Raw genomic sequence first — 25,054 nt, 5'->3', positions numbered from 1 at the left:
ACTGGCCGATCACGCCGGAGGTGGAGGCCCAGACGGTGTTACCGGACTCGAAGCCGGGGTTGCCCAGCTTCTGGCCCGCGCCGGTGCAGCCGCCGGTGCCGGTGACGGTGAGGGTGTACGTCGCCGTCTTCGTGCCCGAGGCCGCCGTACCGCTGATCGTCACCGGGTAGGTGCCGGCCGGCGTGCTCGACGTGGTGCTGATGGTGAGGGTGGACGAGCCGCCCGAGGTCACCGTCGACGGGTTGAAGGAGGCGGTCGCCCCGCTCGGCAGACCGCTCGCGGAGAGGCTGACCGACTGCGCCGACCCGTTGGTGGTGGCGGTGGCGACCGTCGCGGTCACTGAGCCGCCCGGCGCGGTCGAGCCGGAGGTGGGCGACACCGAGACGGAGAAGTCGTTGGTCGGCGGCGGGGTGCTGCCGTTGACCACGTATAGCAGCTTGTTGGGTGAGCCGGTGCCCGGGTTCGTCACCACGTTGCTGGTGGCGTTGTTCACCAGGTAGTCCCGGACCTGCTGCGGCGTCCAGGACGGGTTGGCGCTGGCCACCAGCGCCGCCGCGCCGACCACGTGCGGGGTCGCCATCGAGGTGCCGCTGATCGTGTTGGTGGCGGTGTCACTGCTGTTCCAGGCGGAGGTGATCGACGAGCCCGGCGCGAAGATGTCCAGGCAGGTGCCGATGTTGGAGAAGGACGACCGGGCGTCGGTGCTGGTGGTCGAGCCGATCGTGATCGCCTCGGTGACCCGGGCCGGGGAGGTGTTGCAGGCGTTGGCGCCGGAGTCGTTGCCGGCGGCCAGGCCGTAGGTGACGCCCGAGCTGATCGAGTTGCGGACCGCGGTGTCCAGGGTGCTGTCCGCGCCGCCGCCGAGGCTCATGTTGGCCACCGCGGGCTTGATCGCGTTCTGGGTCACCCAGTTCACACCGGAGACCACCCCGGCCGTCGTGCCGCTGCCGGAGCAGTTGAGCACCTTGACCGCGACCAGCTGCACGCCCTTGGCCAGTCCGTACGAGGAGCCGCCGACGGTGCCGGCGACGTGGGTGCCGTGGCCGTTGCAGTCGGTGTTGTTGGTGTCGACGGTGTTCGTACCCCAGGTGGCCCGGCCGCCGAAGTCGCTGTGCGTGGTCCGGATGCCGGTGTCGATGATGTACGCGTGCACGTTGCCGGCCGTGTTCGGGTACGTGTACGAGTTGTCCAGCGGCAGGTTCCGCTGGTCGACCCGGTCCAGACCCCAGGACGGCGGGTTCGTCTGGGTGCCGGCGATGGTGATGGTGTGGTTCTGTTCCACGTACGCCACGGCGGGGTCGGTGGCGATCCGTGCGGCGGCCGACGCGCCCACCCGGACCTCGAAGCCGCGCAGCGCGGCACTCCAGGTACGCGCCACCGTGCCGCCGTGCCGGGCGGTGAGCCGCTGGGCGGTGCCGCCGACCTGGGTTGGGGCGACCGTGGCGTCGTTCAGCACGACGAGGTAGCTGTCGGCCACCGCGGTGGCCCCGCCGGCGTTGCGGATCACGCCGGTGGGCTCCGCGGCCGACGCGGGTGCCGCGGCCGCGAGCATCGCCAGGGCGGCCACTCCGACGAGTACGGACCTGTGTGGGAGACCCATCTCCCTACCTCCTCCCGACCGGCCCGGGACCGTCCGCCAGGTGAGGCACAGGCGAATCGACGCTGACCGATCAAGAAGAGGCTAGGTCCACCGTGTGAGCACTGTGAACATGCCGGATGCCCCATAACTCCGATGGGATGACCCCTACGGGAGGGCGTACGGGACGAACCGGGGTCACGTCCCGGATTCGGTGAACGTCGAACTGGGCAAGGCTGTGGGCATGGACAGCCATCTTCTCGTTCTGCTACCCGTCGCCGCCGTCTGGGCGGCCGCCGGCGTGGTGGCGGACGGACTGCCCCGGCTGGACCGCGCCCGGGCCCTGCGCCGGCGTACCGGATGGTTGTCCGCCCTGACCCTCACCGGCCTGGCGCTCACCGCGGCCGTCCTGGTCGCGGGCCTGCAGAGTGCCGGGACGACGCCGCTCGACCGGGCCGCCTCCGGCATCCGCCTCGCGGCGATCCCCGCGCTGGTCGTCGCGGTCTGCTCGATCCGGCGGATCCGGCGGTTGGGTGCCGGCGCGGGCGCCTGCGCCGCCGCACCGGACACCCCGGCGCCGCACGGGTTGCGTGCGGCGGCGGCCCACCCGCTCATCGGGCTGCCGCTCCAGGTGACCGCGCTCGCGGTGCTCCCGGCCGTGGTCTCGGCGGCGGGCGTCGACCTGCTCGCCGCGCCGGCGGTTGCCGGCCCGGCCGTCACCGTCGGCGCGCTCGGCGCGATCGTGATCGGGGTACGCCACGCGCTGCGGCACAACCGGCTCGCCGAGCGGGCCCTGCCGCCGGCCGGCCTTCATTCGGTCGGAGTGCCGCCTAGCGGCGCGGAGGCCGAATTACGGCCGCCAGCCACCCAGTCACCGCGAGCGGCCAGTCCCCTGCACGTATAGCAGTTCCAGGATCGCCCGGGTCGCCTCGAACCAGCGGTCGAGCCAGCCGGGCGGCGGAACGCTGCCCCTGGGCGGCAGCTCCATCAGCAGGCCGCGCAGCAACGGATGGTCCACCAGGGACTCGGGCTGCTCCGGTGGCCAGCCGCTCGGCGGAAACGACGGCTCGGTGAGCGGGTTCGGCTCCAGGGAGGGCAGGGAGAGCGGCGGGGACGCCGGCTCCGAGGCGGCCGGGTCCCGGCCGCCGATCTCGGTGTCGGCGGAGACCACCTCGGTGAGGACGGTGTCCCGGCGCGCCCCGCGGTACTTGCCGCCGAAGCGCTCCGGCTTGCCCGGCCCGTTGGTGAGATTCTCTGAACCGATCGTCGTCATCCGTCTCGCCTGCCTCGTTCGGTTGCCGATCTGTGCGGTTCAACGAGGCGGAACGGAACTGGCGACGGGCAAGGAAATGGTCCCGCCCGGCAACACTGCCGGGCGGGACCACGCTCTCGGGGCGGGGGGGAGGGTGCGTCGGATCAGTTCCGGCCGAACACACCGCCCCTGGCGCCGGCGACGAAGGCGCGCCAGTCGCCCGGGGCGAAGACCAGTGCCGGGCCCGCCTTGTCCTTCGAGTCCCGAACGCCGACCGCCCCCGTCACATACGCGACCTCCACGCAGTTGTCACAGTTCGGCCCGCTCTTCGAGCTCTTGAACCACGTCGCCCGCGTCAGGTCCACGGGGAACTCCTTGGTCGCCATTTCCACAACGGCTCCTCTGCCAGTTTTGCGATGTGTGCGATGGACTCTTCCGGGCGTATGGCCGCTGCTCGAATGTGATCGAAGATGAAGCTGTACTTCTGCAGTTCGTCGCTCTTCTCGAGGAAGAGCCCACCCGTGGCGTTCTCCGCGTACACAACATCGGGATCACTCGGTTCGGGGAAACTGAGAATGGTGAAGGTGCCGTCCATACCGGCGTGCGCTCCCACCTCGAAGGGCAGGACCTGCAGCGTCACGTTCGGCAGTTGGGCCACCTGCACCAGCCGTTCGAGCTGGCCACGCATCACCGCGTCGCCGCCGACCGGCCGGCTCAGCACCGCCTCGTCGAGCACCACCCACAGATCGACCGGATCATCCTGCGTCAACAACGACTGACGGCCCAGACGGACACGCACCCGTTGTTCCACCTGTTCGGCGGTGAAGTCCGGCCGAGCGGCCCGGATCATCGCCCCCGCGTACTCCTCGGTCTCCAGCAGCCCCGGCACGACCTGCTGCTCGTACGCCCGGATCGAGCTGGCCGCCGCCTCCAGCCCCACGTACGCGCCGACCAGCACCGTGCTGTACGGATGCCACCAGCCCTTCTGCCGGGCCTCCCGGGCGATCTGCACCAGCTCGTCGCTCTCCGCGCCGACCACCCCGTAGATGCGGAGCATGTCCCGCACGTCGCGCGGGGTGGCGGTGGTGTGGCCGGTCTCGATCCGGGAGATCTTGGAGGCCGAGCACTCCAACTGCTCGGCGACCACCTCGATGGTGATCCCTGCGGCCTCCCGCTGGCGGCGGAGTTCCGCCCCCAGCCGACGACGCCGGATGGTCGGGCTGCGCCGTTCGCTCACCACGACGCCGCTCCCCGGGTCGCTGGATCCGAACGTTGACTCCTCGCGCTCACGCTGCCGCCTCGCTCTTGCTCCGCGGCGGCGCGAGGCGCCGCGCTGCTGAGCTTGCTGGTTCGCTCGCTCCGCTCGCTCACCGGGGCCACCTCCGGTCGATCGCGCCCGGTTCGACTCCCGCCGGGGGCGCGACCGTCTTGACGGCGGGCGGTTCGTTCGCGGCAGGGGTGGTGCCGGTCCTCGACCGGCCGCGTCGGGCGAAACCGGCGTCCAGTGTGCCGTTTCGATGCCAGCGGCTTCAAGCGTCCCGTTCACGTGTCCTGCTCGTGTATCGGCAAAAGTCGACGTGCAACTTGCATGAAGCACGTCACTGATGCACTCTGTCGTTATGGCACGGGTTACTCACCGTCTCCGCATGATCTCCGGACGTGGTGATCCCACGGGCCGCGGGACGGCGGGAGGGGAGCCGTCCCGCGCCGTGAGACCTGCCCCGGGGTGAGAACCCCGCCGCTGTACGCCAGGTTGGCTGCGGCGGCGGGAGCGGTAACCGGGAGCAGCCGGGTGATGGTCGAGTGGCACCCCGCCACCGCGGGGACCACTCGACCACCACCGAAACACCTGATCAGCCGGTCAACGAGGCATGACCCCGTCGCCGGGCCGACCTGTCCCCCCGATCAGCTTTCGCCGGCTCGGCCGGCCGAACCTTCCCAGGAGCCCACGTGCTGCCCCGCTCCGGTGACGTACTGAACGTGACTCGCGCGGCGAGTGTCCAGTTCCTCCGACCCATCATGTTCCGGGTGATCCGGGTGCTCGACCGGCCGACCTATGACGGTTGGCTCTGGCTCGACGGCTACGAGTTGAACGCGGCGGGGGACGCGGTCAACCGGCGGTCGATCTTCGTACAGCAGGACGGGCTGGGGCGGCACCAGGCCGCGCCGACCCCACGTCAGCACACCTTCCGGGCCGGCCGGCGTCCGGTCGTCCGGACCCCGGTCCGGGTCGGCTGAGCCCCACGAATACCGGGTGGAGGGGCGCGCCGCCGCCATAGAATCGGTACGCCCACCCCGGCGAAGTCTCCACCCCGTGCGTCCCTGACCCTGAACCTGGGATGGTCATGGTCAATCAGCCCGCAGCACGGCGGCACCACCGATCCCGTATCAACTACGCCCTCGGGCTCCTGGCGCTCGTCGGCACCGCGACCGCACTCGCGCTCGTGGTCCGGCACCCCGCCTCCTCCTCCACCGAACAGTTGAGCGAACCCGTGCCCGCTCCGGAGATCACCGTGGTCGAGGGCACCGCGCCGCCCGCCGCGCCGGAGGACGAGCCGGGCTGGGCCGGGGCACCGGAGGAAGACCCGCTGGGCACCGGTGCGCCGGCCACTCCCGACCAGGCGGGGGCCGGCGCCGGGCAGGGCGCGCTGGCCGACCCGCAGGGCGTACGGGACACCGAGGACATCAGCCGGTCGCTGTTCTACTCCGGGCTGCTCGGCCTCGCCATCTCGCTGGCCGGGCTCGGTCTGGTCGGCACGAGACGCCGGCAGTGGTGACGATCAGGAGGTCGCCGTGGTCGTCGGGGCGGGCGTCGTCGTGCCGGCGCCCGTGGTCGGCGCCGTACGCTCGGCCACCACGAGGGTGACCTGGTCCCCGTCCCCGATCGGCTCGCCGGCCGCCGGGTCGGTCTCGATCACCGTGCCGGCCGGCCGGTCGGACTCCCGGGTCTCCACCCGGTAGTCCACGCCCAGCCGGTCGAGGACCGCCCGGGCAGCGGACTCCGGCAGCCCCACCAGGGGCGGCATCGGCACTTCGGCACTGGTCGGGCTGGGTGGCGTGGTCGGCGGCGAACTGCTCGGCGCGGCGCTGGTCAGCGGCGCGGTGGTCGGCACGGCCGTGGGCGACGGGACGGGCGCCGGGTTCCGCTCCGAGGCCCGAAGCGCCAGCCAGGCCCCGACGCCGATCAGGGCGAGCAGCAGCAGGGCCAGAATGCCCAGCAGAATCGGCATCCACCAGCGCCGACCCGCCTGCTCCTCGGCGTACCACTCCGCGCCGGGCTCCGGATAGGCGGCCGGCCGCGTCGGCACCCCGGCCCGCCCGGACCAGGCCGGCGGCAGGGGCGCGGTGGCGCTGGCCCGTTCCGGGCGGCCGGCCGCGCCGGGCATGGGGCGCGTCGCGTCCTGTGGTGGCCGCCCGGCCGCACCGCCGGCCGCCGGCGTGGCCCGGGTGGCATCGGCATCGGCCGCGCGGGCGGGGCGATCGGGCGGCAGCGCGCGGGTCGCGTCGGGATCCCCGGCGGGTGGCTCCTGGCGGTCGTCGCTCATCGCACGTCCTTTCCCCGCGGGGTCGGGCGCCCTGGCCCTCGGTCGTCCACGGTATCGGCCCGGGCAACCGTCGGGGCGGATCAGCGCGGCGTGCCGGCGGTCACGGAGTCGGTGACGGGGTGACCGTCGGTGCCGCCGACGGCGCCTCGCCGCAGGTGAGAGCGACCTGGTCGTTCCAGTGCGCCGGGGTGCCGGCGACCGGTTCCTGAGCGGTGACCACGCCCCGCCGGCTGGCCCGGTAGCGCGGATAGAGGCCCGCCTCGACCAGGTCGTCCGCGGCGTCACCGCAGGCCAGCTCGGTCAAGTCCGGTACGGCGACGGCTGGCGCGGACCCGGCGACCCAGAGGGTGACGGTGACGCCGCGCCGGACCGGCGTACCCGGCTCGGGGGAGGTGCGCAGGACGGACCGGTCGGAGCCGGTGCCGAAGATGAGGCGCCAGCCGAGCTTCCGGTCGCGTAACTGCCGGCGCGCCGCCACGAAGTCGGTGCCCACCAGCTTCGGAACGGTCAGGCCCGTCGCCGTGGTGGTGGTCTGTGTCGCGGTGGGACGCGGGGGCGGCGTGGTCGACGTCGCGGGGGTCGGGGATTCGTCGATCGATGCCGGCGGCGTGCCGGCGGTCGAAACGGGACGGTCCGGATCGCCGGCGAGCACCCAGCCGCCGCTCGCCCCGATCACCGCGAGCAGCACCATGGCCAGGCCACCGCCGAGGAGCAGCCTCGTCCGGTCCGGCCTCTGGCCGTCGCCTACCCCGGCCTGCCGTTCCGGGTGCCCGTCGTCCGTCATCGCGTCCACCACCTCAGCCACCGGCGACCGCATCGGCCGCCACCAACCCGTTCGGCGACCGGAACCCGTCCCGCCACGACTCGCCGCGCCGACGCTGGGACGCTACGCTCCCCGGCATGGCCAGACGGGGCTGGGGAGGATCGGTCGCCACCGCGCTCGGCGTCGCCGCCGCGACGGGGGCGGCACAGCTGGGCTTCGGCTACGGCCTGGGCATCATCAACTGGTCGTCGGCGGGCGGCACCCGGGTCGAGGCGGCCTGGGTGGCAAGCCTCGCCTGGGCCACCTGGATCTCCGCCACCTCGGTGGTGGCCGGCGCGGTCTGCGCCCACCGGCTGCGGGGCGAGGACGAGGAGCCCGGCCGTACGCTGCGGAACCTCGTCCTGGCCGTCGCCGCCGGGGCGGGCGCGCTGATCACCGTGCTGCTGGTCGCCGTACCGGCTCGCGCCGCCCGGGTGCCGGACACCTTCTCCCCGCAGACGGTGGCCGCCGGCTACGCCGCCGTCGGGCTGGTCGCCGGGCTGCTGCTGGCGGTCTGGGCGCTGCATTCCAGGGCGGCCGCCGGCAACCTCGTCGCCACCACCGGTTGGCTCTGGCTGCTCGCGGTGGTGTCCGTGGTCGACGGGGTGCTCTCCGGCCAGGGCCTGACCACCGCACAGCTCGGCATCTGGCAGATCAGCGCGGACAGCGACCGCTTCTGGATCCGCGACTACTTCTACTGGCCCGGTGCCCTGCTCGCGCTGGGCTCCGCGCTGCTGATCGGCGTGCTGGCCGCGCGGCGTACCGCCCGGGTGCCGGAGCGGCGGGTCGGGGCGGCGGCCTCGGGAGCAGCCGGGCCGATCCTCGTGGCGCTGGCCTACCTGCTGGCCGTGCCGAGGCTCGCGGCGATCGCACCCGAGCAGCTGTCCGCCCACCTGATCGCCCCGTACGCGGTGATCGCCGGGGTCGGCGGCTCGGTCCTGGTGGCCGCGCTGGCCCAACGGGCCGAGCTCCGGACCGCCGCGCGGACCGGGGTGGCGTTGCCCCGCCAACGCACCGACGAGCCGGCCGACCGGCCCACCCTGGAACCGGACCAGCCGGCCGCCGGGGCAGCCGTCGAGGGAGTGGCCACGGACGCGGACGCGACGACCCCGGTCGCGGGACCGACCACGTCGGATGGAAAGTCGGCCGCCACGGATGCGGACGCGAGCACGAGCGCGGAGCTGGTCACGCCGGCCACGAGCGCGGGCGACGCCAGGTCCAAGCGGTCCCGAGCCACCGGCGGTCGCGGTCGGGCGATCCCGTCGCAGCGGACACCGTCGGACTCGCCGGTCCTCGCCGACCCGCCTGGAGACGACGTCACGGCCGGCCCGGGCGCGCCCGACGGCGCTTCGGAGAGCGACGCGACGACGGGAGCGAAGGCACGCCGCCGCAGCCGCTGACCGCCCCTCGGGCCACCCCGGCAGAGTCACGGGCCGACGGCCGGCGGGGCGGCCACCGGCGCGGTGGCGGCGGGGCGGTCAGTCGACGGGCCAGGTGTGCACCGGCTGGTTGGTGCGCTGGAGTTCGGCGTAGCGCTGGACCATGTGGTGCAGCGCGGACTCCCGGTCCATGCCCCGGTGCCGCTCGGCGGCCCAGACCGTCTCGGTCTGCCAGACCGCCCCGTTGCGGCCGGTACGGCAGCGCTGCTCGATGACGCCGAGCAGGCGGTCCCGCTCGGCCGGGGCGACGCCGAACCGGTCGAGACCCTGCGCGGCCTTCGGCAGCAGGACGTCGAGCACGAGCTTGGTCACCGGCACTTCGCCGAGGCGGGGCCAGTGCAGCACGGCGTCGATGCCGCGCCGGGCGGCGGCGTGGAAGTTCTCCTCGGCCGAGCTGAAGGTGAGTTGGCTCCAGATGGGCCGGTCCGCCTCGGCCAGACCGCGGGCGAGTCCGAAGTAGAAGGCGGCGTTGGCCAGCATGTCCACCACGGTCGGGCCGGCCGGCAGCACCCGGTTCTCCACCCGGAGGTGGGGTCGGCCGTTCATGATGTCGTAGACCGGCCGGTTCCAGCGGTAGACGGTGCCGTTGTGCAGCCGCAGCTCGGCCAGCTCGGGGACCCCGCCGGCGTGCAGCACCTCGACCGGGTCCTCGTCCTCGACGATCGGCAGCAGCGGCGGGAAGTAGCGGACATTCTCCTCGAAGAGGTCGAAGATCGAGGTGATCCAGCGCTCCCCGAACCACACCCGGGGGCGTACGCCCTGGGCCTTCAGCTCGTCCGGTCGGGTGTCGGTGGCCTGCTCGAACAGGGCGATCCGGGTCTCCGCCCAGAGCTGGCGGCCGTAGAGGAACGGCGAGTTGGCCCCGATCGCCACCTGTACGCCGGCGATGGCCTGGGACGCGTTCCAGTAGTCCGCGAAGCTGTCCGGCGCCACCTGGAGGTGGAACTGGAGGCTGGTGCAGGCTGATTCGGGGGCGATCGAGTCGTTGTGCGTCTGGAGTCGCTCGACACCCCGGATGTCCAGTTCGATGTCCTCGCCCCGGGCCCCGACGATCTGGTCGTTGAGCACCCGGTAGCGCTCGTTGGTGGAGAGGTTGTCGGCGACCAGGTGGCGCTCGGTGAGGGTGGGCAGGATGCCGACCATCACGATCTTGGCATCCGACCTGGCGGCGCGCTCGTCGGCGCGGGCCAGGCTGCCACGCAGGTCCTGCTCGTAGTCGGCGAAGCCGGTGCCTTCGATGAGCCGGGGCGAGGCGTTCAGTTCGAGGTTGAACTGCCCGAGTTCGGTCTGGAAGAGCGGATCGGCGATGTCCGCGAGGATCTGGTCGTTGCGCATGGCCGGCTCGGCCGCCGAGTCGACCAGGTTGAGCTCGATCTCCAGCCCGGTCATCGGGCGGTCGGCGTCGAAGCCGAAGTCGTCCAGCATCAGCGCGAAGACGTCCAGGCACCGCCGGACCTTCTGCCGGTAGCGGACCCGGTCCTCCCGGGAGAAGGCGCCCTGCTCGACGTCTCTGCCCATCTGTCCTCCCGGCGCGAAGCGCAACGGAACCGTGCCGTTCCGGAGCGCGTGGTGAAGCATTCACGTTAAGTGCGTCCGACCCACCGGAACCAGAGGGGCCGGGCGCAGGTCTGCACTCCTACCCGGTCGGCGCCCGCCACACCACACGTAACCTGCGAACAAGCCGTGACAATTCGCACCCCGTCCGGGTACGCCGAACGGGCCCGTGCCGTCGGCTGACGGCACGGGCCCGTGCGGCGTACGGGAGATCAGGCCTGGCGGACGGCCTCGCCCTCGATCTCGATCTTGATCTTCTTGCCGACCAGGACGCCGCCGGTCTCCAGGGCGACGTTCCAGGTGAGGCCGAAGTCCTCACGGTCGATCTCGGTGCTCGCGGAGAAGCCGAAGATGTCCTGGCCGAACGGGCTCCGGCCGACACCCTCGAACTCGACCTCAAGGTCGACCGGGCGGGTGACGCCCTTGATGGTCAGCTCGCCGGAGAGGACGAACTCGTTGCCGTCGCGGGACTTCACACCGGTGCTGCGGAACTCCAGGGTCGGGAACTGCTCGACGTCGAGGAACTCCGGGCTGCGCAGGTGCGCGTCACGGTCGGCCTGGGCGGTGTTGATGCTGGCGGCCTGGATGGTGGCCGTCACCGAGGACTGCATGGGGTCCTCCGCCACGGTGATCGTGGCGGTCGCCTCGGCGAACTCACCGCGTACCTTGCTGACCATCATGTGCCGGGCGACGAACCCGACGCGCTTGTGAGCCGCGTCCAGCAGGTACGTGCCGGCGGTCGGGATGGTGAGGCCCTCCCAGTCGCGGGTAACGGCTTCGGTGCTGCTGGTCATGGTGCTGTCCTCCAGGGGAGATTGTTTAGTGGCCCAACGGCTGACTCAGCAACTATAGGCACAGCAATATTCCGTGTGTCAAGGACTGCTAGGATGTAGCCGTGGACCAGAACGTGTTCGACGACCCGCGGATCACCGCCATCGGCCTGCTCTTCGAGGCGAGCGCCGGGCTGTCGGCCCGGTTCGCCGCCCAGTTCGAGGAGCACGGCCTCTCCCCGGTCGAGTTCGAGGTGCTGATGCGGCTCACCCGCTCACCGGGGCACCAGCTGCGGATGACCGACCTCGCGGCCCAGACGTCCCTTTCCACCAGCGGGGTGACCCGGGTGGTCGACCGGATGGAACGGGACGGCCTGCTACGCCGCCGCGCCTGTCCCTCCGACCGGCGCAGCTCGTACGCGGTGGTCACCGCCGCCGGCCTGGCCCGGCTGGACGAGACCCTGCCCGGGCACCTGCAGATCATCGAGCAGTGGTTCACCGGCCAGCTCGACCCGGCCGCCCTGGACGCCCTCCTCGACGGCCTGCGCCAGGTCCGCGACGCGGTCCACCCGGGCGCGACCGCCGGGAGCACGGACCCGGCCCCGACCCACGTGCCGACCGGCGCCGGCTGCTGAACCGGCGGCGGCGCCCGGACGTGGATACCCGCCGGTCACCGGCAGAAAGAGCGGCAGAACGCACTTAGCATCCGTGCATATGCCCGCAGAATCGGCCAAGTCGCCCCAGCGCCCTGGATAGGCTTCCCCACGAGCGGGGGCGCACCGGGGGGTGCCGGCGCGAGCGATGAGCGAGGGGCAACACCAGGGGGCTTCTTCGCTCGCGCCACCCCCGCTCCCCTCGCCTCGGCCGGCAGGAGCGACTGGTCAGCCCCGCCCGCGCCCGGCCACCAGGGCGTAGAGCAGCTCCTCCTCGCGGGGCAGCAGGCGAATGCCGCTCGACCGGCGCGCCCGGTCCAGCCGGTCCAGCACCGCCACGTCGGCGGTACTCGCCGCGAGCCCCACCAGCGCCTCGATCAGGTCCCGCCGGTCGCGGCCGTCGACCGCCGCGGCGGCAGCCGCCTCGAACCACTCGGCCGCCAGGTCCCGATCCCCGCGGCGCAAAGCGAGCTGCCCCTCGATCAACGCGCAGATCGCGTCCTCGGGCCGACGGGCCTGGGCCGACGCGGCGCGGCTCACCCCGACCGGCAACCGTTGCGCCGGCACCGGAAGGGCGCGACGCAGCTCGGCCACCACCTCCAGCGCCTCCGGTGCCCGCCCCTCCTCGGCCAGGGCCAGGCCGACCGTGCCGAGCGCCCGGCGGCGCTGCCCCGGGTCACCCAGCTCGGCCAGGGACGCCGCCACCCGCCGTCCCTGCTCGACGGCGTCGAGGTGCCGGCCCTCGAGGCGGGCGACCTCGGCGAGGTTGGCCCGGGCCTGCAGACGGAGCCGCTGCTCCCCGCACTCCGCGGCCAGCCGGTCCACGGTGGCCAGCCGGCGGCGCGCTCCCGCCAGGTCGCCCACCCGTACGTCGTGCCAGGTCAGGTGCGTCTGGGCGACTGCGGTCTCGCGTACCCGGCCGTGCCGGGTGGCCGTCTCCAGCAGCGTCTGCGCCTGCTCCCGGGCCTCGTCGTGGGCCGCTACGGCGGGCAGCAGCGCACAGAGCACCGAGCGGGTCGACAGCTCACCGGTCACCTCCCCGGCCGCACCGAAGACCGCCAGCGCGGCCCGCGCCCCCGGCAACTCCTCCGGGCCCGCACCGTGCTCGACGGCCAGCCGGGCCGCCCCGAGCATCGCCCAGGCCCGCAGCACCGGATCGGCGTCGGCGGTACGCGGGTCGGCCAGCAGCCGCCGTAGCCACCGCCGTCCGGAGACGTCCCGCCCGCGCAGCCGCCACCAGCGCGGCAACGCCGCCGCCAGTCGCAGCGCGGTCACCGGGTCGTGCTCGGCGGCGTACCCGAGCGCGACGATGATGTCGCTGGTCGCCTCGTCCAGCACCCGTACGGCGGCGGACACGTTCGCGCCGACCAGGTTCGGGGCGGTCCGGCGCACCAGCCCGGCGACGACGAGGGCGTGCCGGCGCCGGATCCGGGCCAGCTCGCCCTCGCCGGCAGCCCGCTCGGCGGCGAAGTCGCGGACCGCGTCGAGCAGGCGGAACCGGAACGGGCCGGTGCCCCGGACGCTGAGCAGACCGAGTTCCCGCAGCCGGTCCAGCAACGGAACGGCGTCCTCCCGGTCGCCGCCGTCGGCGAGCAGTTCCTCGGCCAGCTCCACGGACCACCGGTTGCCGAAGGCGGCGAGCCGGCGCAGCGCGGCCTGCTCCTCCCGGGCGAGCAGCCGGTAGCTGGTCGCCACCGCCTCCCGCAGCGTCACCGAGGCCGCGGGCCGGTCGGCCGGTCGCCAGCCGGGGCGGCCGCCGGTGGCCAGGTCGAGGACCCGGTCGCCGTACCGGTCGAGCAGTTCGGTGACGTCGAGGATCCGGCCGCGGGCCGCCATCAGCTCGATGGCCAGCGGCAGGCCGCCGAGGCGGCGCACGAGGGCGGCGAGTGCCGGCAGCTCGGCCGGGGTGGGCGGCTCGGGCCGCACCTGGGCGAGCCGGGCGGCGAAGAGGGCGGTGGCCGGCCACCGGGCCAGCTCCGCCGGCTCGGCGGGGGTCACGCCGACCGGCGGTACGTCGAGCGGCGCGACGGGACGGACCAGCTCGCCGGGCAGGCCGACCGGTCGGCGGCCGGTGACCAGCACGCGCAGGGTCGGCGCGGCGGCGACCAGGGCGCCGAGCGCCTCGGCCACCGGCTCGGGCGCCCGTTCCACCGCGTCGACCACCAGCAGGGCCGGCCGGTCGGCCAGGTGGCAGGCGAGGTCGGCCAGCCGGTTCACGCCGAGGACCGCGACCGAGGCGGCGAGCACGTCGTTGGCGTCGGAGCCCTCGCCGACCAGCACCCCGGCGACGCCGGCCGGGTGGTCGGCGTCGACCGCGTACGCGACGGCGAGCGCGAGGGCGGTCTTGCCGACCCCGGCCAGGCCGATCAGGCTCACCACCGGATGGTCGGCGTCCAGCAGGGCGGCCACCTCGGTGACGTCCCGGTCCCGGCCGAGCAGCGGGACCGGCTGGGGCAGCGCGATCGGCGTACCGGACGGGGACGTGGCGGTGGCGGTGACCGGACGGTGCGGCGCGGCGGCCGGGGACGGCCGGGCGGCGGCGAGGAACGCCTGCCGGCCGGCGCCGGTCAGGCCGAGGGCGTCGGCGAGCAGGTCGACGGTGGTGCGCTGGGGTCGTGCGGCTCGGCCCCGCTCCAGATCGCGGACGGTCCGCACCCCGACGCCGGCCCGGGCCGCCAGCTCGGCCTGGGTGAGGCCGGCGGCGAGCCGGTGCCCGCGCAGCAGATCGGTCAGCGGGGTACGGCCACCCGGGCTCCGCGAACGATCATGATCCGGAGTCATGGGCACGAAGAGTACGGATCGGGTCCGACGCGCCACAGCGGATCGTCGGGCAGCCGACCGTCCAGTGCGGATATCCGACAGACGGACGACCCGTCCGGGCCGAACCGGGCCCGGACGGGGGTCCGCCTCACATGCCCAGGTCGCGGGCGATGATCATCCGCTGCACCTCGCTGGTGCCCTCGCCGATCTCCAGGATCTTGGAGTCCCGCCAGAACCGGGCCACCGGGTACTCGTTCATGAAGCCGTAGCCACCGTGGATCTGGGTGGCCTCGCGGGCGTTGTCCACCGCGATGGTGCTGGCGTGCAGCTTGGCGATCGCCGCCTGGCGCTTGAACGGCTCGCCGGCCAGCATCCGGGCGGCGGCGTCGTAGTACGCCAGCCGGGCGGTGTGCGCCTTCAGCTCCATGTCGGCGATCTTGAACTGGATCGCCTGGTAGTTGCCGATCGGGTTACCGAAGGCCTGGCGCTCCTTGGCGTACTTGATCGACTCGTCGACGCAGCCCTGGGCGAGGCCGACCGCGAGCGCGGCGATGGCGATCCGCCCCTCGTCGAGGATGCGCAGGAACTGGGCGAAGCCGCGGCCGCGCTGGCCGAGCAGGTTCTCCGCCGGCACCCGGCAGTCGTCGAAGGTCAGCTCGTGGGTGTCCGAGGCGGTCCAGCCGACCTTGGAGTAGCCGGGCGCGACGGTGAAGCCGGGCGTGCCGGACGGGACGATGATGGTGGACAGCTCCTTCGAGCCGTCCGGCTTGGTGCCGGTGACCGCCGTGACGGTGACCATTGCGGTGATGTCGGTGCCCGAGTTGGTGATGAACGCCTTCGAGCCGTTGATCACCCACTCGTTCGTCGACTCGTCCAGGACCGCCCGGGTCTGAGTGCCGCCGGCGTCGGAGCCGGTGCCCGGCTCGGTCAGCCCGAAGCCCGCGAGGGCCTCGCCGCTGAGCAGCTTCGGCAGCCACTGGGCCTGCTGCTCCGGAGTACCAAATCTGTAGATCGGCATCGCGCCGAGGGAGACCGCCGCCTCCAGGGTGATCGCCACGCTGGAGTCGACCCGGGCCAGCTCCTCCAGGGCCAGACAGAGCGCGAAGTAGTCGCCGCCCATGCCGCCGTGCTCCTCGGGGAAGGGCAGGCCGAAGAGGCCCATCTTCCCCATCTGGCGGATGATCTCGTACGGGAAGGTGTGCTGCTGGTAGTGCTCGGCGATGGCCGGGGCGACCACCTCGCGGGCGAAGTCCCGCACGCTCTCCCGCAGCGCCTCTTGTTCGTCGCTGAGCCGGAAGTCCATCTGATCCTCCTGTGTCGATGGTCCGCCCGGCGCTCGTGACGCCTGGGCGGATCGTGCTGCGGGGGGTTGCTCAGACCGGAGTGACGCCGTGGCGACGCTTGGCGAAGTGCCGCTCCTTGCCGCGCGCGGCGGCGAACCGGCGGACCAGCTCGGCGCGGAGCTCGTGCGGCTCGACGATCGCGTCGACCACCAGCTCGCTGGCGAGCCGGACGATGTCGATGTCCCGCTCGTACTCCTCGCGCTTCGCCGCGACGAAGGCGGCCCGCTCGGCCTCGTCCTCGATGGCGGCGATCTTGTTGGCGTAGACGGCGTTGACCGCGGCCTCCGCGCCCATCACCGCGATCTTCGCGGTGGGCAGGGCGATCGTCGCGTCCGGCTCGAAGCCGGGGCCGGCCATCGCGTAGAGGCCCGCGCCGTACGCCTTGCGGACCACCACGCAGATCTTGGGTACGGTCGCCTCGGATATCGCGGTGATCATCTTGGCGCCGTGCCGGATGATGCCCTGCTTCTCCACCGCGCTGCCGACCATGAACCCGGGGACGTCGGACAGGAACAGCAGCGGCACGTTGAACGCGTCGCAGAGCTGCACGAAGCGGCTCGCCTTGTCGGCCGAGTCGACGAAGAGCACGCCGCCCTTGAACATCGAGTTGTTGCCGACCACGCCGACGACCTCGCCGTTCAGCCGGCCGAAACCGATGGTCAGCTCCTTGGCCCAGAGCGCCTGGATCTCGAAGAAGCTGCCCTCGTCGAGCAGGCCCTTGACGTACCGGCGCATGTCGAAGGCCTGCCGCTCGCTGGCCGGGACCAGCGCGGCCAGGTCGGCCTTCTCCGGCGCGTCCGTGGCGGGCGCCGTCGGCGGTTGCTGCTGCCAGTTCGCCGGCAGGTAGGACAGGTAGCGCCGGACCACGTCGAGCGCCTCGGCCTCGGTCTTGCAGAGGAAGTGCCCCACGCCGGACTCGGCGCAGTGCACCTTGGCCCCGCCCATCGCTTCGAGGGTGGTCTTCTCGCCGGTGACCATCTCGACCATCCGGTCCGAGCCCAGGTACATGCTGGCGTTGCCGTCCACCATCGCGACCACGTCGCAGAACGCCGGGATGTACGCCCCACCCGCCGCGCTCGGCCCGAAGAGGGCGCAGACCTGCGGGATGGAGCCGGAGGCGCGGACCTGGTTCCAGAAGATCTTGCCGGCGCCGCGCCGGCCGGGGAAGAGCTCGACCTGGTCGGTGATCCGGGCCCCGGCCGAGTCGACCAGGTAGACCATCGGCACGCCGGTCGCGTACGCCCGCTCGATGATCCGGATGATCTTCTCGACGGTACGCGCGCCCCAGCTGCCGGCCTTGACCGTGGAGTCGTTCGCCATCAGGCAGACCTGCCGGCCGTCGATGGTGGCGGTGCCGGTGACCACGCCGTCGGCGGGCAGGCCCTCGGCCAGCGCGTTGGCGTAGAGGCCGTCCTCGACGAAGGAGCCCTCGTCGACCAGGAGCGCGACCCGCTCGCGGGCGAACAGCTTGCCCTTGGCGGCGTTCGCCGCGTGGTACTTGTCCGCACCGCCGGCCTTGGCGCGCTTGCGCAGCTGCTCCAGTGCCTCACCGTCGAGCGTCACGCCGACTCCCCATTGCCACCGGCCGCCTCATGAGCGCCCCGACCGACCTGAACGATCGTTAGGCTAGCGCATTCCCGCCCCCTCCGGCGAGCCCGCCGGGGGTCAGCCGGCAAGGGCGTCGGCAAGCGCCAGCACGGCGGCCCGCAACCGCTCGTCGCCCATCTCCTCCCGCACCCCGTGTACGTGCTCGGCGGCGAGGGGGGCGAGCAGGGTGTGCGCGTCGGCGGCCGGGTCCGCGCGCCCGGCCAGCAGCAGCGCGACGTGCCGGTGCCAGAACCGGTAGGCGCCGATCCGGTAGCGCGCGCCGGGCGCGGCGGTCTCCGACAGCCGGACCAGGTCGAGGTGAGCGAGCAGGTAGTCGAGGTAGGCGGAGACGAAGGCCCGGAGCCGGTCGCGCGCGGGCGGCGGCGCACCGGCCGGCCCGGGCCCGAGCGGGGGCGGGCCGAAGAGGATCGACTCCTGGAGCGTCCGCTCCTGCTGGTCGAGGAGCGCCACGGCGAGACCCGCCTTGTCCCCGAACCGGCGGAACAGCGTCCCCTTGCCGACCCCGGCGGCGGCGGCCACGGCGTCCATCGAGACCCCCTCCACTCCCCGCTCCCGGAACAGGACCGCCGCCGCGTCCAGCACGGCCGCCCGGTTGCGCGCCGCATCGGCCCGCTCCCGGGGCGGTGAGCTACGCAACTCCAGGAGTTCCGGCGTCGGGGTGGCAGAAGCGGACTGCGGTCCGCTAACGTCCTGAGGCATAACCGGACTGTAGTCCACTTCTATGGGAGGATGCCATGACCGCTCTCATCACCCGGGACGAGTTGCGCGCCGCGATCGACGCCGGCACGGTGACCGTCGTCGACGCACTCGGCGGCGAGTACTACGCCCGGCAGCACCTGCCCGGCGCGATCCCGCTGGTCGAGGCCGAGGTGGCCGAGCGGGCCGGTGAGCTGCTGCCGGACCGGAACGCCCCCGTCGTCACGTACTGCTCCAACCCCGCCTGCCCGAACAGCGGGCGGGTCGCCGACCGGCTCACCGCCCTCGGCTACACCGACGTGCGCAAGTACGCCGCCGGAATCGAGGACTGGGTCGCCGCCGGCCTGCCCACCGAGTCCGGCGCCCTCACCCGCTGACCCGCGTCGGCATTGTTGATCAAGGGGTTTGCGTCTCTCCGAGCCCGGATCCGGACGCAAACCCCTTGATCAACGCAGCGCTAGGCGGGGAGCGGCGTGAGGCGGGTGCGGGGGCCGGCGCGGAGGACGCCGCTCGGCAGCTTCTTGCCGACCAACTCCTCCGCCAGCTCGGCCGCCTCGACCAGCGCGTCCAGGTCGATGCCCGTGTCGATGCCCATGTCGTGCAGCATGTGCACCGCCTCCTCGGTGGCCAGGTTGCCGCTCGCCCCCGGGGCGTACGGGCAGCCGCCGAGTCCGCCGACGCTGGCGTCGAACTCGGTGATCCCCAGCTCCATCGCGGTCAGCATGTTGGCCAGGGCGGTGCCCCGGGTGTTGTGGAAGTGCAGCAGCACCGGGATGTGGGCGTTCCGGTCCCGTACGGCGGTGACCAGCTCACGGACCCGACGGGGCGTACCCATGCCGGTGGTGTCGCCGAACGCGATCCGGTCGGCGCCGTCCCGGACCACCCGGTCGACGATGTCCGCCACCCGCCGCGGGTCGACGTCCCCCTCGTACGGGCAGCCGAAGCTGGTCGCCACGATCACCTCGGCCCGGGCACCCGCGCCGTGCAGCAGATCGATCAGCTCGGCGATGTCGTCCAGCGACTCCTCGGTCGAGCGGTTCACGTTGCGCCGGTTGTGCGTGTCGCTCGCCGAGACCACCACCTCGATCTCGGTGAACCCCGCCGCCAGGGCCCGCTGCGCGCCCCGGGTGTTCGGCACCAGGGCCGAGTAGCGCACCCCGTCGACCTTCGCGGCCCGCTGCCACACCTCGTCGGCGTCCGCCATCTGCGGGATCGCCTTCGGGTGCACGAAGGAGACGGCCTCGATCCGCTTGACGCCGGTACGCGACAGCGCGTCGAGCAGCCGTACCTTGGCGTCGGTCGGGATCGGGTCCTCGTTCTGGAGTCCGTCCCGCGGCCCGACCTCGCGGATCGACACCGAACCTGGCAGTTGAGTCATGGTCACCTCACTGTGACGTCGTGCTGTCCCCGACCAGCCTCCCACTCACCCGCCGCCACCGGCGAGTGGACCGGCCCGCCGTGGCGGCCGGAAGTCGTTGGCAGAAACTTCGCCGGTCCGTGCAACCGGTCGGCGTCCGGCCGCACACCTATCGGTGAAGGGAGCGGGATGCGACGCGACGAGGACGAGGAGCGGCGCCAGTTCAGCGAGTACTTCGCGGCTCGGCGCGAGCTGGTGCGGCGGACCGCCTACCTGATGTGCGGGGACTGGCACTGGGCCGACGATCTGGCGCAGGCCGCCTTCATCCGGCTCGCCGCGAACTGGCACCGGATCCGGGATCCGCAAGCGGTGGACGCATATCTGCGTACCTGTCTGATCCGGGCGTACCTGTCGGAGACCCGGCGGGTGTGGCGGCGCCGCGAGCGCCCGGTCGCCGAGCCGCCCGACCTGGCCGGCCCGGACGACGACGCCGAGACGACCGCCCGCCGGCTGGCGTTCACCCAGGCGCTGCGCCAGGTGCCGCCGCGTCAGCGGGTGACCCTGATCTGCCGTTTCTACCAGGGCCTCGACGTGGCCGAGACGGCCGTCGCACTGAAGTGCTCCGAAGGCACGGTCAAGAGCCAGACGGCCCGCGGTCTCGCGGCGCTCCGGAGGATCCTCGGCGACACCGTGCCGAGCCTCGTCAACGTGGCGGAGGGAAGGGCATGAGGGACCTGCACGAGCTCTTCGAGGACGCCGTGGACCCGGCCCCGCCGCCGAGCTGGCTGAACGCGGAGGAGGTGTATGAAGCCGGCCGACACCGGCACCGCCGGCGGCTCACCGCGGCGACCGCCGCCGGCACCACCGCCCTCGCGGTGATCGCCGTCGCCATCGTGCACCTGCTGTCTCCGGCACCGCTGACCGGCGACCGGCCACCGGTCGCCGGACGGGCCACGGCGACCGGGGAGCCGGGCCCGATCCCCGCCGGGCAAGTCGAGTGGGCCGGCGCCGCCGACCGGGACCACCTCTACCTCGCGCTGTCGACTTGTCGCCCGGGCCTGCCCTGCCAGAAGCAGGATCTCGTGGTGGTGGGTTCCACCGACGGCGGCCGGACCTGGCACCAGCCGGGTGAAGTCGTCCTGGCCAGCCCGATGGCGGTCGTCGGTCCCGAGACCCTGGTCGCGGCCCCGATCACCGGCCGGGCGGGCACCGAGCAGCACCTACTGTCCAGCCGGGACGGTGGTCGCACCTGGGCGCCCGCCCCGTCCGCCGCGCCTGTCGAGGCGGTGCCGGACGGTGACCCGGTCATCTGCTGGTCCCCGCAGGCCGCCCAGCCGTGTGTCCTGTACGCGGTGGACCCAGCGTCCGGCGCGGTGGGACCGCTGGCCGGACAGCCGAAGCTGGTCATGTATCTGGACGAGTTGCGGATCGAGGAGGTCGCCGGCCGTTTCCGGGTCGCGGGCACCGATCCGGTGACCGGCCGGCCCGCCGTCTCGACCAGCGGGGACGCGGGCCGTACCTGGTCCACCCACGTCTTCACCGACGCGCCGCCCTGCGACAAACCGCAGTGCGTGCCGCTGTTGCTGACGGCGGCGACCTACGCGGTGACCGCCGTCGGCTACGACCGGGCCGTCTACCGCTCCGACGACACGGGCACCCGGTGGCAACGGTTGACGGCCGCCGTTCCGCCGGGTGCCCCGGCGAACACGTTCGCGACCTCCGACGGCACCCACGTGCTCTGCCAGCTCGTGGACAGCCGCGGCTTTGACGTCCGCCGCTACTGGGCGTTCCGGGGCGGCGCGTACCAGGCGGTCGAGCTCGACGGCCTGCCGACGAGCGCGGGGCCCGTGCGTCGTACGCCGGACGGCTGGTTCTACGCGCCCGATCCCGGCGGCGCCCTGTACGGCTCCACCGACGGCTGGCACTGGTCGCCGGTGACCCGCCGGTAGCCCGCACATCACCGAGGGACGTTCGGCGATCCGCCGCGCCCTCCGCCGTGCCAGAATGAGAGGAAATGAGATGATCCGTGCTGTCTGGTCTTCCCGCCGACGGCCGTGGTTCGCCGGCCTGACGGCGGCCACCTTGGTCGTCACGCTCGCCGGCTGCGCCGGAGACGAGCAGCCGTCGCGGGTCGCCACCGCGGGCGGCCAGAGTGCCCAGCCGTCCACGTCGGCGGCCACCGGCGTCGTCGCCGAGTACGTGGCGGCCCAACGGCAGTGGGTCGGCTGCCTCCGCGAGCACGGCTTCCAGCTGCCGGACCCGGACCCCCGGGGCAACGTCGACCTGCGCGCGCCGGGCTCCCCGAAGAAGACCGACCCCAAGTGGATGGCGGCCCAGATGGCCTGCGCGAAGTACGCCGTGCCCGTGCCCGCGGAGCTGGAGGAGAAGCCGGAGCCGCTGACCGAGGAGGAGATCAGGTACCAGCGGGCGTACGCCAGGTGCATGCGCGAGAGCGGCGCCCCGAACTTCCCCGACCCGGACTCCAACGGTTACTTTCCGCAAGACAACAACGGTGCCCCGGTCATGAGCGAGCAGGAGTCGGCCGCCCGGCTTCGCGCTAGCCTGATCTGCGAACCGGTCCAGCACGGTCAGCCCAGGAAGACCGCTCCCGGCCCGCTCCCGACCGCTCAGGGGTGAGGGGCCTGATGGAAGCGACCACGGTGAGCCGTCGCCGACCGGCGCGACGGCTGCGGGCGGTGGCCGTCGGCGGCCTGGTGCTGGTGACGCTCGTGCTGGCCGGAGCGGCGACGCTGGGCCTGGGCGGGCGCGACGGCAGGCAGCCGACGGCAGCCCGCACCGCGCCCGCCGCGACCGCCCCGGTGACCCGGCAGACCCTGACCCGATCCGTAACGCTCGCCGGACAACTCAGCTACGGCGCGGCCGCCCAGCTCACCTCGCTCGCCACCGGCACGGTGACCTGGCTGCCCAAAGTGGGGGCGACGGTCCGGCGGGGCGAGACACTCCTGCGCGCCGACGAGCAGCCGGTGGTGTTGCTGTACGGCGCCCTGCCGATGTACCGGCCGTTGACCGCCGGCCTGCAGGGCGGCGACGTGCGGCAGCTCGAGCGCAATCTGGCCGTCCTCGGCTACCGGGGATTCACCGTCGACGACACCTTCTCCTCGAGCACCACGACTGCGGTGAAGCGCTGGCAGAAGGACCTGGGGATACCGGAAACCGGCACGGTGGACCGGGCGCGGGTGATCTACGCCGCCAGCGCGGTCCGCGTCGCGCAACGGCTGGTGCCCGTCGGCGCGAGCGCGACCGGTGCGGTGCTGGCGTACACCGGCGGCACCCGGGTCGTGACGGTCTCCGCGAGCGCCGGCGACGCCGCCTGGGCCACGAAGGACACCAAGGTCACCGTGACCCTGCCCACCGGCATCTCCGTCACCGGCCAGGTCACGACGGTGGCCGCGCCAACCGCGCAGACCGGCGGTCAGGAGCCGGCCGACGCGGAACGGCCCGGCACCGGCAACGCCAACGTGCAGGTGACCATCGCCGTGGCCGACCAGCGCAAGCTGGGCCGGCTGACCGACACCCCGGTCGACGTCCGGTACGTCGCGCAGCAGCGCAAGAACGTGCTCACCGTGCCGGTCGACGCGCTGCTCGCCCTGGCAGAGGGCGGCTACGGTGTCGAACTCACCGGGCCCGGCGGCAGCCGCATCCTGCCCGTGCGGACGGGACTGTTCGCCGATGGACGGGTCGAGGTGCAGGGCGGCGGCCTGACCGAGGGGCTCCTGGTGGGGGTGCCGGGATGAGTGGGTACGTCGTCGAACTGGCCGGGGTCACCCGGACCTATCCGGGCGCGGTGGTTGCGCTGCACGAGGTCGACCTGCGGATCGGGTACGGCGAACTGGTCGCCGTCCTCGGCCCGTCGGGCTCCGGCAAGTCGACCATGCTTCACTTGATGGGCACGCTGGACGAGCCGACGTCCGGCTCGGTACGCATCGACGGGCACGACCTCTCGGCTCTCACCGACCGGCAGCTGTCCGCCCTGCGCGGTCACCGGATCGGCTTCGTGTTCCAGCAGTTCCACCTGGCCGCCGGCATGCCCGTGCTGGACAACGTGGCCGACGGGTTGCTCTACGCGGGCGTACCGCTGCGGCGGCGACGGCGGCTTGCGGAGGACGCCCTGCGCCGGGTCGGTCTCGGCCACCGGCTCGACCACCGCCCGCACGAGCTGTCCGGGGGCGAGCGGCAGCGGGTGGCCATCGCCCGGGCGGTGGTCGGCGAACCGGCGGTGCTGCTCGCCGACGAGCCGACCGGCAACCTGGACTCGACCTCCGGGGCGTCGGTGATGGAGCTGTTGCGCGGCCTGCACGAGCAGGGCACCACCGTCGTGGTCATCACCCACGACCAGCAGGTCGCCGCCGTCCTGCCGCGCCAGGTCGTGCTGCAGGACGGTCGCGTCGTACACGATTCGGGCCGGACCCCGGCGGTGCCGGCGTGACCGGCCGTGCCGGCACCGGGCCGGGGAGGCTGCGGCCGGGTCGCCTCGGCCTGGCGGACGTCCTGCGGGTGGGCTCGGTCGGGCTGCGGACCCACCCGCTGCGGGTCGTGCTCACCGCCCTGGGCATCACCATCGGCATCGCGGCGATGCTGGCCGTGGTGGGCATCTCCACCTCCAGCCAAGCCGAGTTGGACCGGGCCCTGGACCGGCTCGGCACCAATCTGCTCACCGTCACGCCGGGCAAGAACCTGGCCGGGGAGAAGGCCGTCCTGCCCGAAGAATCCGTGCCCATGATCGCTCGGATCGGGCCGGTCGAGTCGGTCAGCGCGACCGCCGCCCTGGACCGGGCCGTCTACCGGAACAACCTGGTGCCGCCCGGTCAGACGGGCAGCCTTGCGGTGCTCGCCGCCCAGCCGGACCTGCTCGGCACGGTCGGCGCCACCGTCAGCTCCGGCTCCTGGTTAACCGCCGCGACCGCAGCCTTCCCGGCCGTCGTCCTCGGGGCCACCGCCGCAAAGCGGCTCGACGTGCCGAAGGTCGGCGTCCGGGTGTGGCTGGGCGGCGAGTGGTTCACGGTTGTCGGGGTACTCGCGCCCGTGCCGCTGGCCGAGGAACTGGACTCGGCCGCGCTGGTGGGTTGGCCGGCGGCCCGGTCCTACCTCAGGTTCGACGGCCGGCCGACCCGGGTGTACGTCCGCAGCACCGAGAGCCAGGTCGCGGCGGTTCGCGCGGTGCTGGGCCGGACCGCCAACCCATCGGCACCGGAGGAGGTCGCCGTGTCCCGCCCCTCGGACGCGCTGGCCGCCCGGCAGGCCACGAACACCGCGCTCAACGGACTGCTGCTCGGTCTGGGTGCCGTCGCGCTCCTGGTCGGTGGCATCGGCATCGCCAACACGATGGTCATCTCCGTCCTGCAGCGGCGGACGGAGGTGGGACTCCGACGCGCACTGGGTGCCACCCGGGGCCAGATCCGCCTCCAGTTTCTCGCCGAGGCGCTGCTGCTCTCCGCCCTCGGCGGGATCGGCGGCACCCTGCTCGGGGTGGGTATCACCGGGCTGTACGCGTACAGCCAGCGGTGGCCGACGGTGGTGCCGGCCTGGGCCCTGGCCGGCGGCCTGGGCGCGACGATGCTGATCGGCACGGTCGCCGGTCTCTACCCGGCGATTCGCGCCAGTCGGGTCCCGCCCACCTCGGCCCTGGCCGGCAGCTGACTTGATCATGGGGTTGGTGGCGGCACTCCACCAACCCCATG

The 25,054-nt window shown here is 73.2% G+C and carries 25 protein-coding genes; 12 read left to right on the top strand and 13 right to left on the bottom strand.

All coding sequences use genetic code 11. From position 1 onward, the window contains the following. Positions 1-1,600, bottom strand: a 1,600-nt coding sequence (locus ACZ6S5_RS06215; RefSeq protein ID WP_465998275.1) for a S8 family peptidase, incomplete at its 3' end; no start/stop codon positions are given. 220 nt (positions 1,601-1,820) lie between these two features. Here ACZ6S5_RS06215 and ACZ6S5_RS06210 point away from each other — a divergent pair. Beyond that, a complete protein-coding gene (locus tag ACZ6S5_RS06210; protein ID WP_465998273.1) occupies positions 1,821-2,480 on the top strand; it encodes a hypothetical protein in 660 nt (219 codons plus the stop codon). Here ACZ6S5_RS06210 and ACZ6S5_RS06205 read toward each other — a convergent pair. From ACZ6S5_RS06205 to ACZ6S5_RS06195, 3 genes are all read right to left on the bottom strand, one after another. Further along, on the bottom strand, positions 2,448-2,849 hold the full coding sequence (locus ACZ6S5_RS06205; protein ID WP_465998271.1) for a hypothetical protein: 402 nt from the start codon (positions 2,847-2,849) through the stop codon (positions 2,448-2,450). The genes ACZ6S5_RS06210 and ACZ6S5_RS06205 overlap by 33 nt on opposite strands. Before the next feature lie 143 nt (positions 2,850-2,992). Then, positions 2,993-3,214: a DUF397 domain-containing protein gene (locus tag ACZ6S5_RS06200; protein ID WP_465998269.1), complete on the bottom strand. Its 222-nt coding sequence runs from the start codon at positions 3,212-3,214 to the stop codon at positions 2,993-2,995. Continuing rightward, positions 3,184-4,065: a helix-turn-helix domain-containing protein gene (locus ACZ6S5_RS06195; protein WP_465998302.1), complete on the bottom strand. Its 882-nt coding sequence runs from the start codon at positions 4,063-4,065 to the stop codon at positions 3,184-3,186. The genes ACZ6S5_RS06200 and ACZ6S5_RS06195 overlap by 31 nt, the downstream gene beginning before the upstream one ends. 713 nt (positions 4,066-4,778) lie before the next feature. Between ACZ6S5_RS06195 and ACZ6S5_RS06190 the strand changes: the two genes are divergently transcribed. Then, positions 4,779-5,066, top strand: a complete 288-nt coding sequence (locus tag ACZ6S5_RS06190; RefSeq protein WP_465998267.1) for a hypothetical protein — start codon at positions 4,779-4,781, stop codon at positions 5,064-5,066. Between the two features lie 101 nt (positions 5,067-5,167). Continuing rightward, a complete protein-coding gene (locus ACZ6S5_RS06185) occupies positions 5,168-5,605 on the top strand; it encodes a hypothetical protein (protein ID WP_465998265.1) in 438 nt (145 codons plus the stop codon). Between the two features lie 3 nt (positions 5,606-5,608). Here ACZ6S5_RS06185 and ACZ6S5_RS06180 read toward each other — a convergent pair whose 3' ends face one another. Together ACZ6S5_RS06180 and ACZ6S5_RS06175 are read right to left on the bottom strand one after the other, a co-directional pair. Continuing rightward, positions 5,609-6,373, bottom strand: a complete 765-nt coding sequence (locus ACZ6S5_RS06180) for a PASTA domain-containing protein (RefSeq protein ID WP_465998263.1) — start codon at positions 6,371-6,373, stop codon at positions 5,609-5,611. Between the two features lie 100 nt (positions 6,374-6,473). Next, positions 6,474-7,190, bottom strand: coding sequence for a PASTA domain-containing protein (locus tag ACZ6S5_RS06175; RefSeq protein WP_465998261.1), 717 nt, complete (start codon positions 7,188-7,190; stop codon positions 6,474-6,476). Between the two features lie 83 nt (positions 7,191-7,273). Between ACZ6S5_RS06175 and ACZ6S5_RS06170 the strand changes: the two genes are divergently transcribed. After that, complete coding sequence (locus tag ACZ6S5_RS06170; RefSeq protein WP_465998259.1) at positions 7,274-8,575, top strand: hypothetical protein; 1,302 nt, start codon at positions 7,274-7,276, stop codon at positions 8,573-8,575. A 78-nt stretch (positions 8,576-8,653) separates the two neighbouring features. Here the strand turns inward: ACZ6S5_RS06170 and ACZ6S5_RS06165 are convergent, their stop codons facing one another. After that, the gene (locus ACZ6S5_RS06165; protein ID WP_465998257.1) at positions 8,654-10,132 is read right to left on the bottom strand and encodes a glutamate-cysteine ligase family protein; all 1,479 of its coding nucleotides are present in this window, start codon (positions 10,130-10,132) and stop codon (positions 8,654-8,656) included. Positions 10,133-10,380: 248 nt separating this feature from the next. Next, complete coding sequence (locus ACZ6S5_RS06160; protein ID WP_465998255.1) at positions 10,381-10,962, bottom strand: YceI family protein; 582 nt, start codon at positions 10,960-10,962, stop codon at positions 10,381-10,383. Positions 10,963-11,063: 101 nt separating this feature from the next. Here ACZ6S5_RS06160 and ACZ6S5_RS06155 point away from each other — a divergent pair, with 101 nt between their 5' ends. After that, positions 11,064-11,573 carry a MarR family winged helix-turn-helix transcriptional regulator gene (locus tag ACZ6S5_RS06155; RefSeq protein ID WP_465998253.1) on the top strand — a complete coding sequence of 170 codons (510 nt, stop codon included), beginning with the start codon at positions 11,064-11,066 and terminating at the stop codon, positions 11,571-11,573. Between the two features lie 246 nt (positions 11,574-11,819). On the opposite strand, the gene ACZ6S5_RS06150 is transcribed toward ACZ6S5_RS06155, so the two are convergent. The 4 genes from ACZ6S5_RS06150 to ACZ6S5_RS06135 form a co-directional block, all read right to left on the bottom strand. Next, complete coding sequence (locus ACZ6S5_RS06150) at positions 11,820-14,372, bottom strand: ATP-binding protein (RefSeq protein WP_465998251.1); 2,553 nt, start codon at positions 14,370-14,372, stop codon at positions 11,820-11,822. A 127-nt stretch (positions 14,373-14,499) separates the two neighbouring features. Next, complete coding sequence (locus ACZ6S5_RS06145) at positions 14,500-15,654, bottom strand: acyl-CoA dehydrogenase family protein (protein WP_465998249.1); 1,155 nt, start codon at positions 15,652-15,654, stop codon at positions 14,500-14,502. 70 nt (positions 15,655-15,724) lie between these two features. Continuing rightward, positions 15,725-17,257 (bottom strand): acyl-CoA carboxylase subunit beta, encoded by a 1,533-nt coding sequence (locus ACZ6S5_RS06140; RefSeq protein ID WP_465998248.1) that lies wholly within the window; start codon positions 17,255-17,257, stop codon positions 15,725-15,727. A 102-nt stretch (positions 17,258-17,359) separates the two neighbouring features. Further along, positions 17,360-18,001 (bottom strand): TetR/AcrR family transcriptional regulator, encoded by a 642-nt coding sequence (locus ACZ6S5_RS06135; RefSeq protein WP_465998246.1) that lies wholly within the window; start codon positions 17,999-18,001, stop codon positions 17,360-17,362. 35 nt (positions 18,002-18,036) lie between these two features. Between ACZ6S5_RS06135 and ACZ6S5_RS06130 the strand changes: the two genes are divergently transcribed. Continuing rightward, positions 18,037-18,375 (top strand): rhodanese-like domain-containing protein, encoded by a 339-nt coding sequence (locus ACZ6S5_RS06130; protein WP_465998244.1) that lies wholly within the window; start codon positions 18,037-18,039, stop codon positions 18,373-18,375. An 80-nt stretch (positions 18,376-18,455) separates the two neighbouring features. Here ACZ6S5_RS06130 and ACZ6S5_RS06125 read toward each other — a convergent pair whose 3' ends face one another. Further along, entirely contained in the window at positions 18,456-19,376 is a 921-nt protein-coding gene (locus ACZ6S5_RS06125; RefSeq protein ID WP_465998242.1) for a hydroxymethylglutaryl-CoA lyase, read from the bottom strand. A 168-nt stretch (positions 19,377-19,544) separates the two neighbouring features. Here ACZ6S5_RS06125 and ACZ6S5_RS06120 point away from each other — a divergent pair, with 168 nt between their 5' ends. From ACZ6S5_RS06120 to ACZ6S5_RS06095, 6 genes are all read left to right on the top strand, one after another. Further along, positions 19,545-20,084: a SigE family RNA polymerase sigma factor gene (locus tag ACZ6S5_RS06120; protein ID WP_465998240.1), complete on the top strand. Its 540-nt coding sequence runs from the start codon at positions 19,545-19,547 to the stop codon at positions 20,082-20,084. After that, positions 20,081-21,304, top strand: coding sequence for a sialidase family protein (locus ACZ6S5_RS06115; RefSeq protein WP_465998238.1), 1,224 nt, complete (start codon positions 20,081-20,083; stop codon positions 21,302-21,304). The genes ACZ6S5_RS06120 and ACZ6S5_RS06115 overlap by 4 nt, the downstream gene beginning before the upstream one ends. A gap of 70 nt (positions 21,305-21,374) precedes the next feature. After that, on the top strand, positions 21,375-21,992 hold the full coding sequence (locus ACZ6S5_RS06110) for a hypothetical protein (RefSeq protein WP_465998236.1): 618 nt from the start codon (positions 21,375-21,377) through the stop codon (positions 21,990-21,992). Positions 21,993-22,000: 8 nt separating this feature from the next. Further along, positions 22,001-23,110: a peptidoglycan-binding protein gene (locus ACZ6S5_RS06105; RefSeq protein WP_465998234.1), complete on the top strand. Its 1,110-nt coding sequence runs from the start codon at positions 22,001-22,003 to the stop codon at positions 23,108-23,110. Continuing rightward, a complete protein-coding gene (locus ACZ6S5_RS06100; protein WP_465998232.1) occupies positions 23,107-23,802 on the top strand; it encodes an ABC transporter ATP-binding protein in 696 nt (231 codons plus the stop codon). Before ACZ6S5_RS06105 ends, ACZ6S5_RS06100 begins: the two co-directional genes overlap by 4 nt. Continuing rightward, a complete protein-coding gene (locus tag ACZ6S5_RS06095) occupies positions 23,799-25,013 on the top strand; it encodes an ABC transporter permease (protein WP_465998230.1) in 1,215 nt (404 codons plus the stop codon). Before ACZ6S5_RS06100 ends, ACZ6S5_RS06095 begins: the two co-directional genes overlap by 4 nt. Positions 25,014-25,054: the final 41 nt, after the last annotated feature.

It is taken from the genome of Micromonospora sp. NPDC051924 (assembly GCF_055586005.1).
This window is presented reverse-complemented; position numbering and strand designations above follow the sequence as displayed.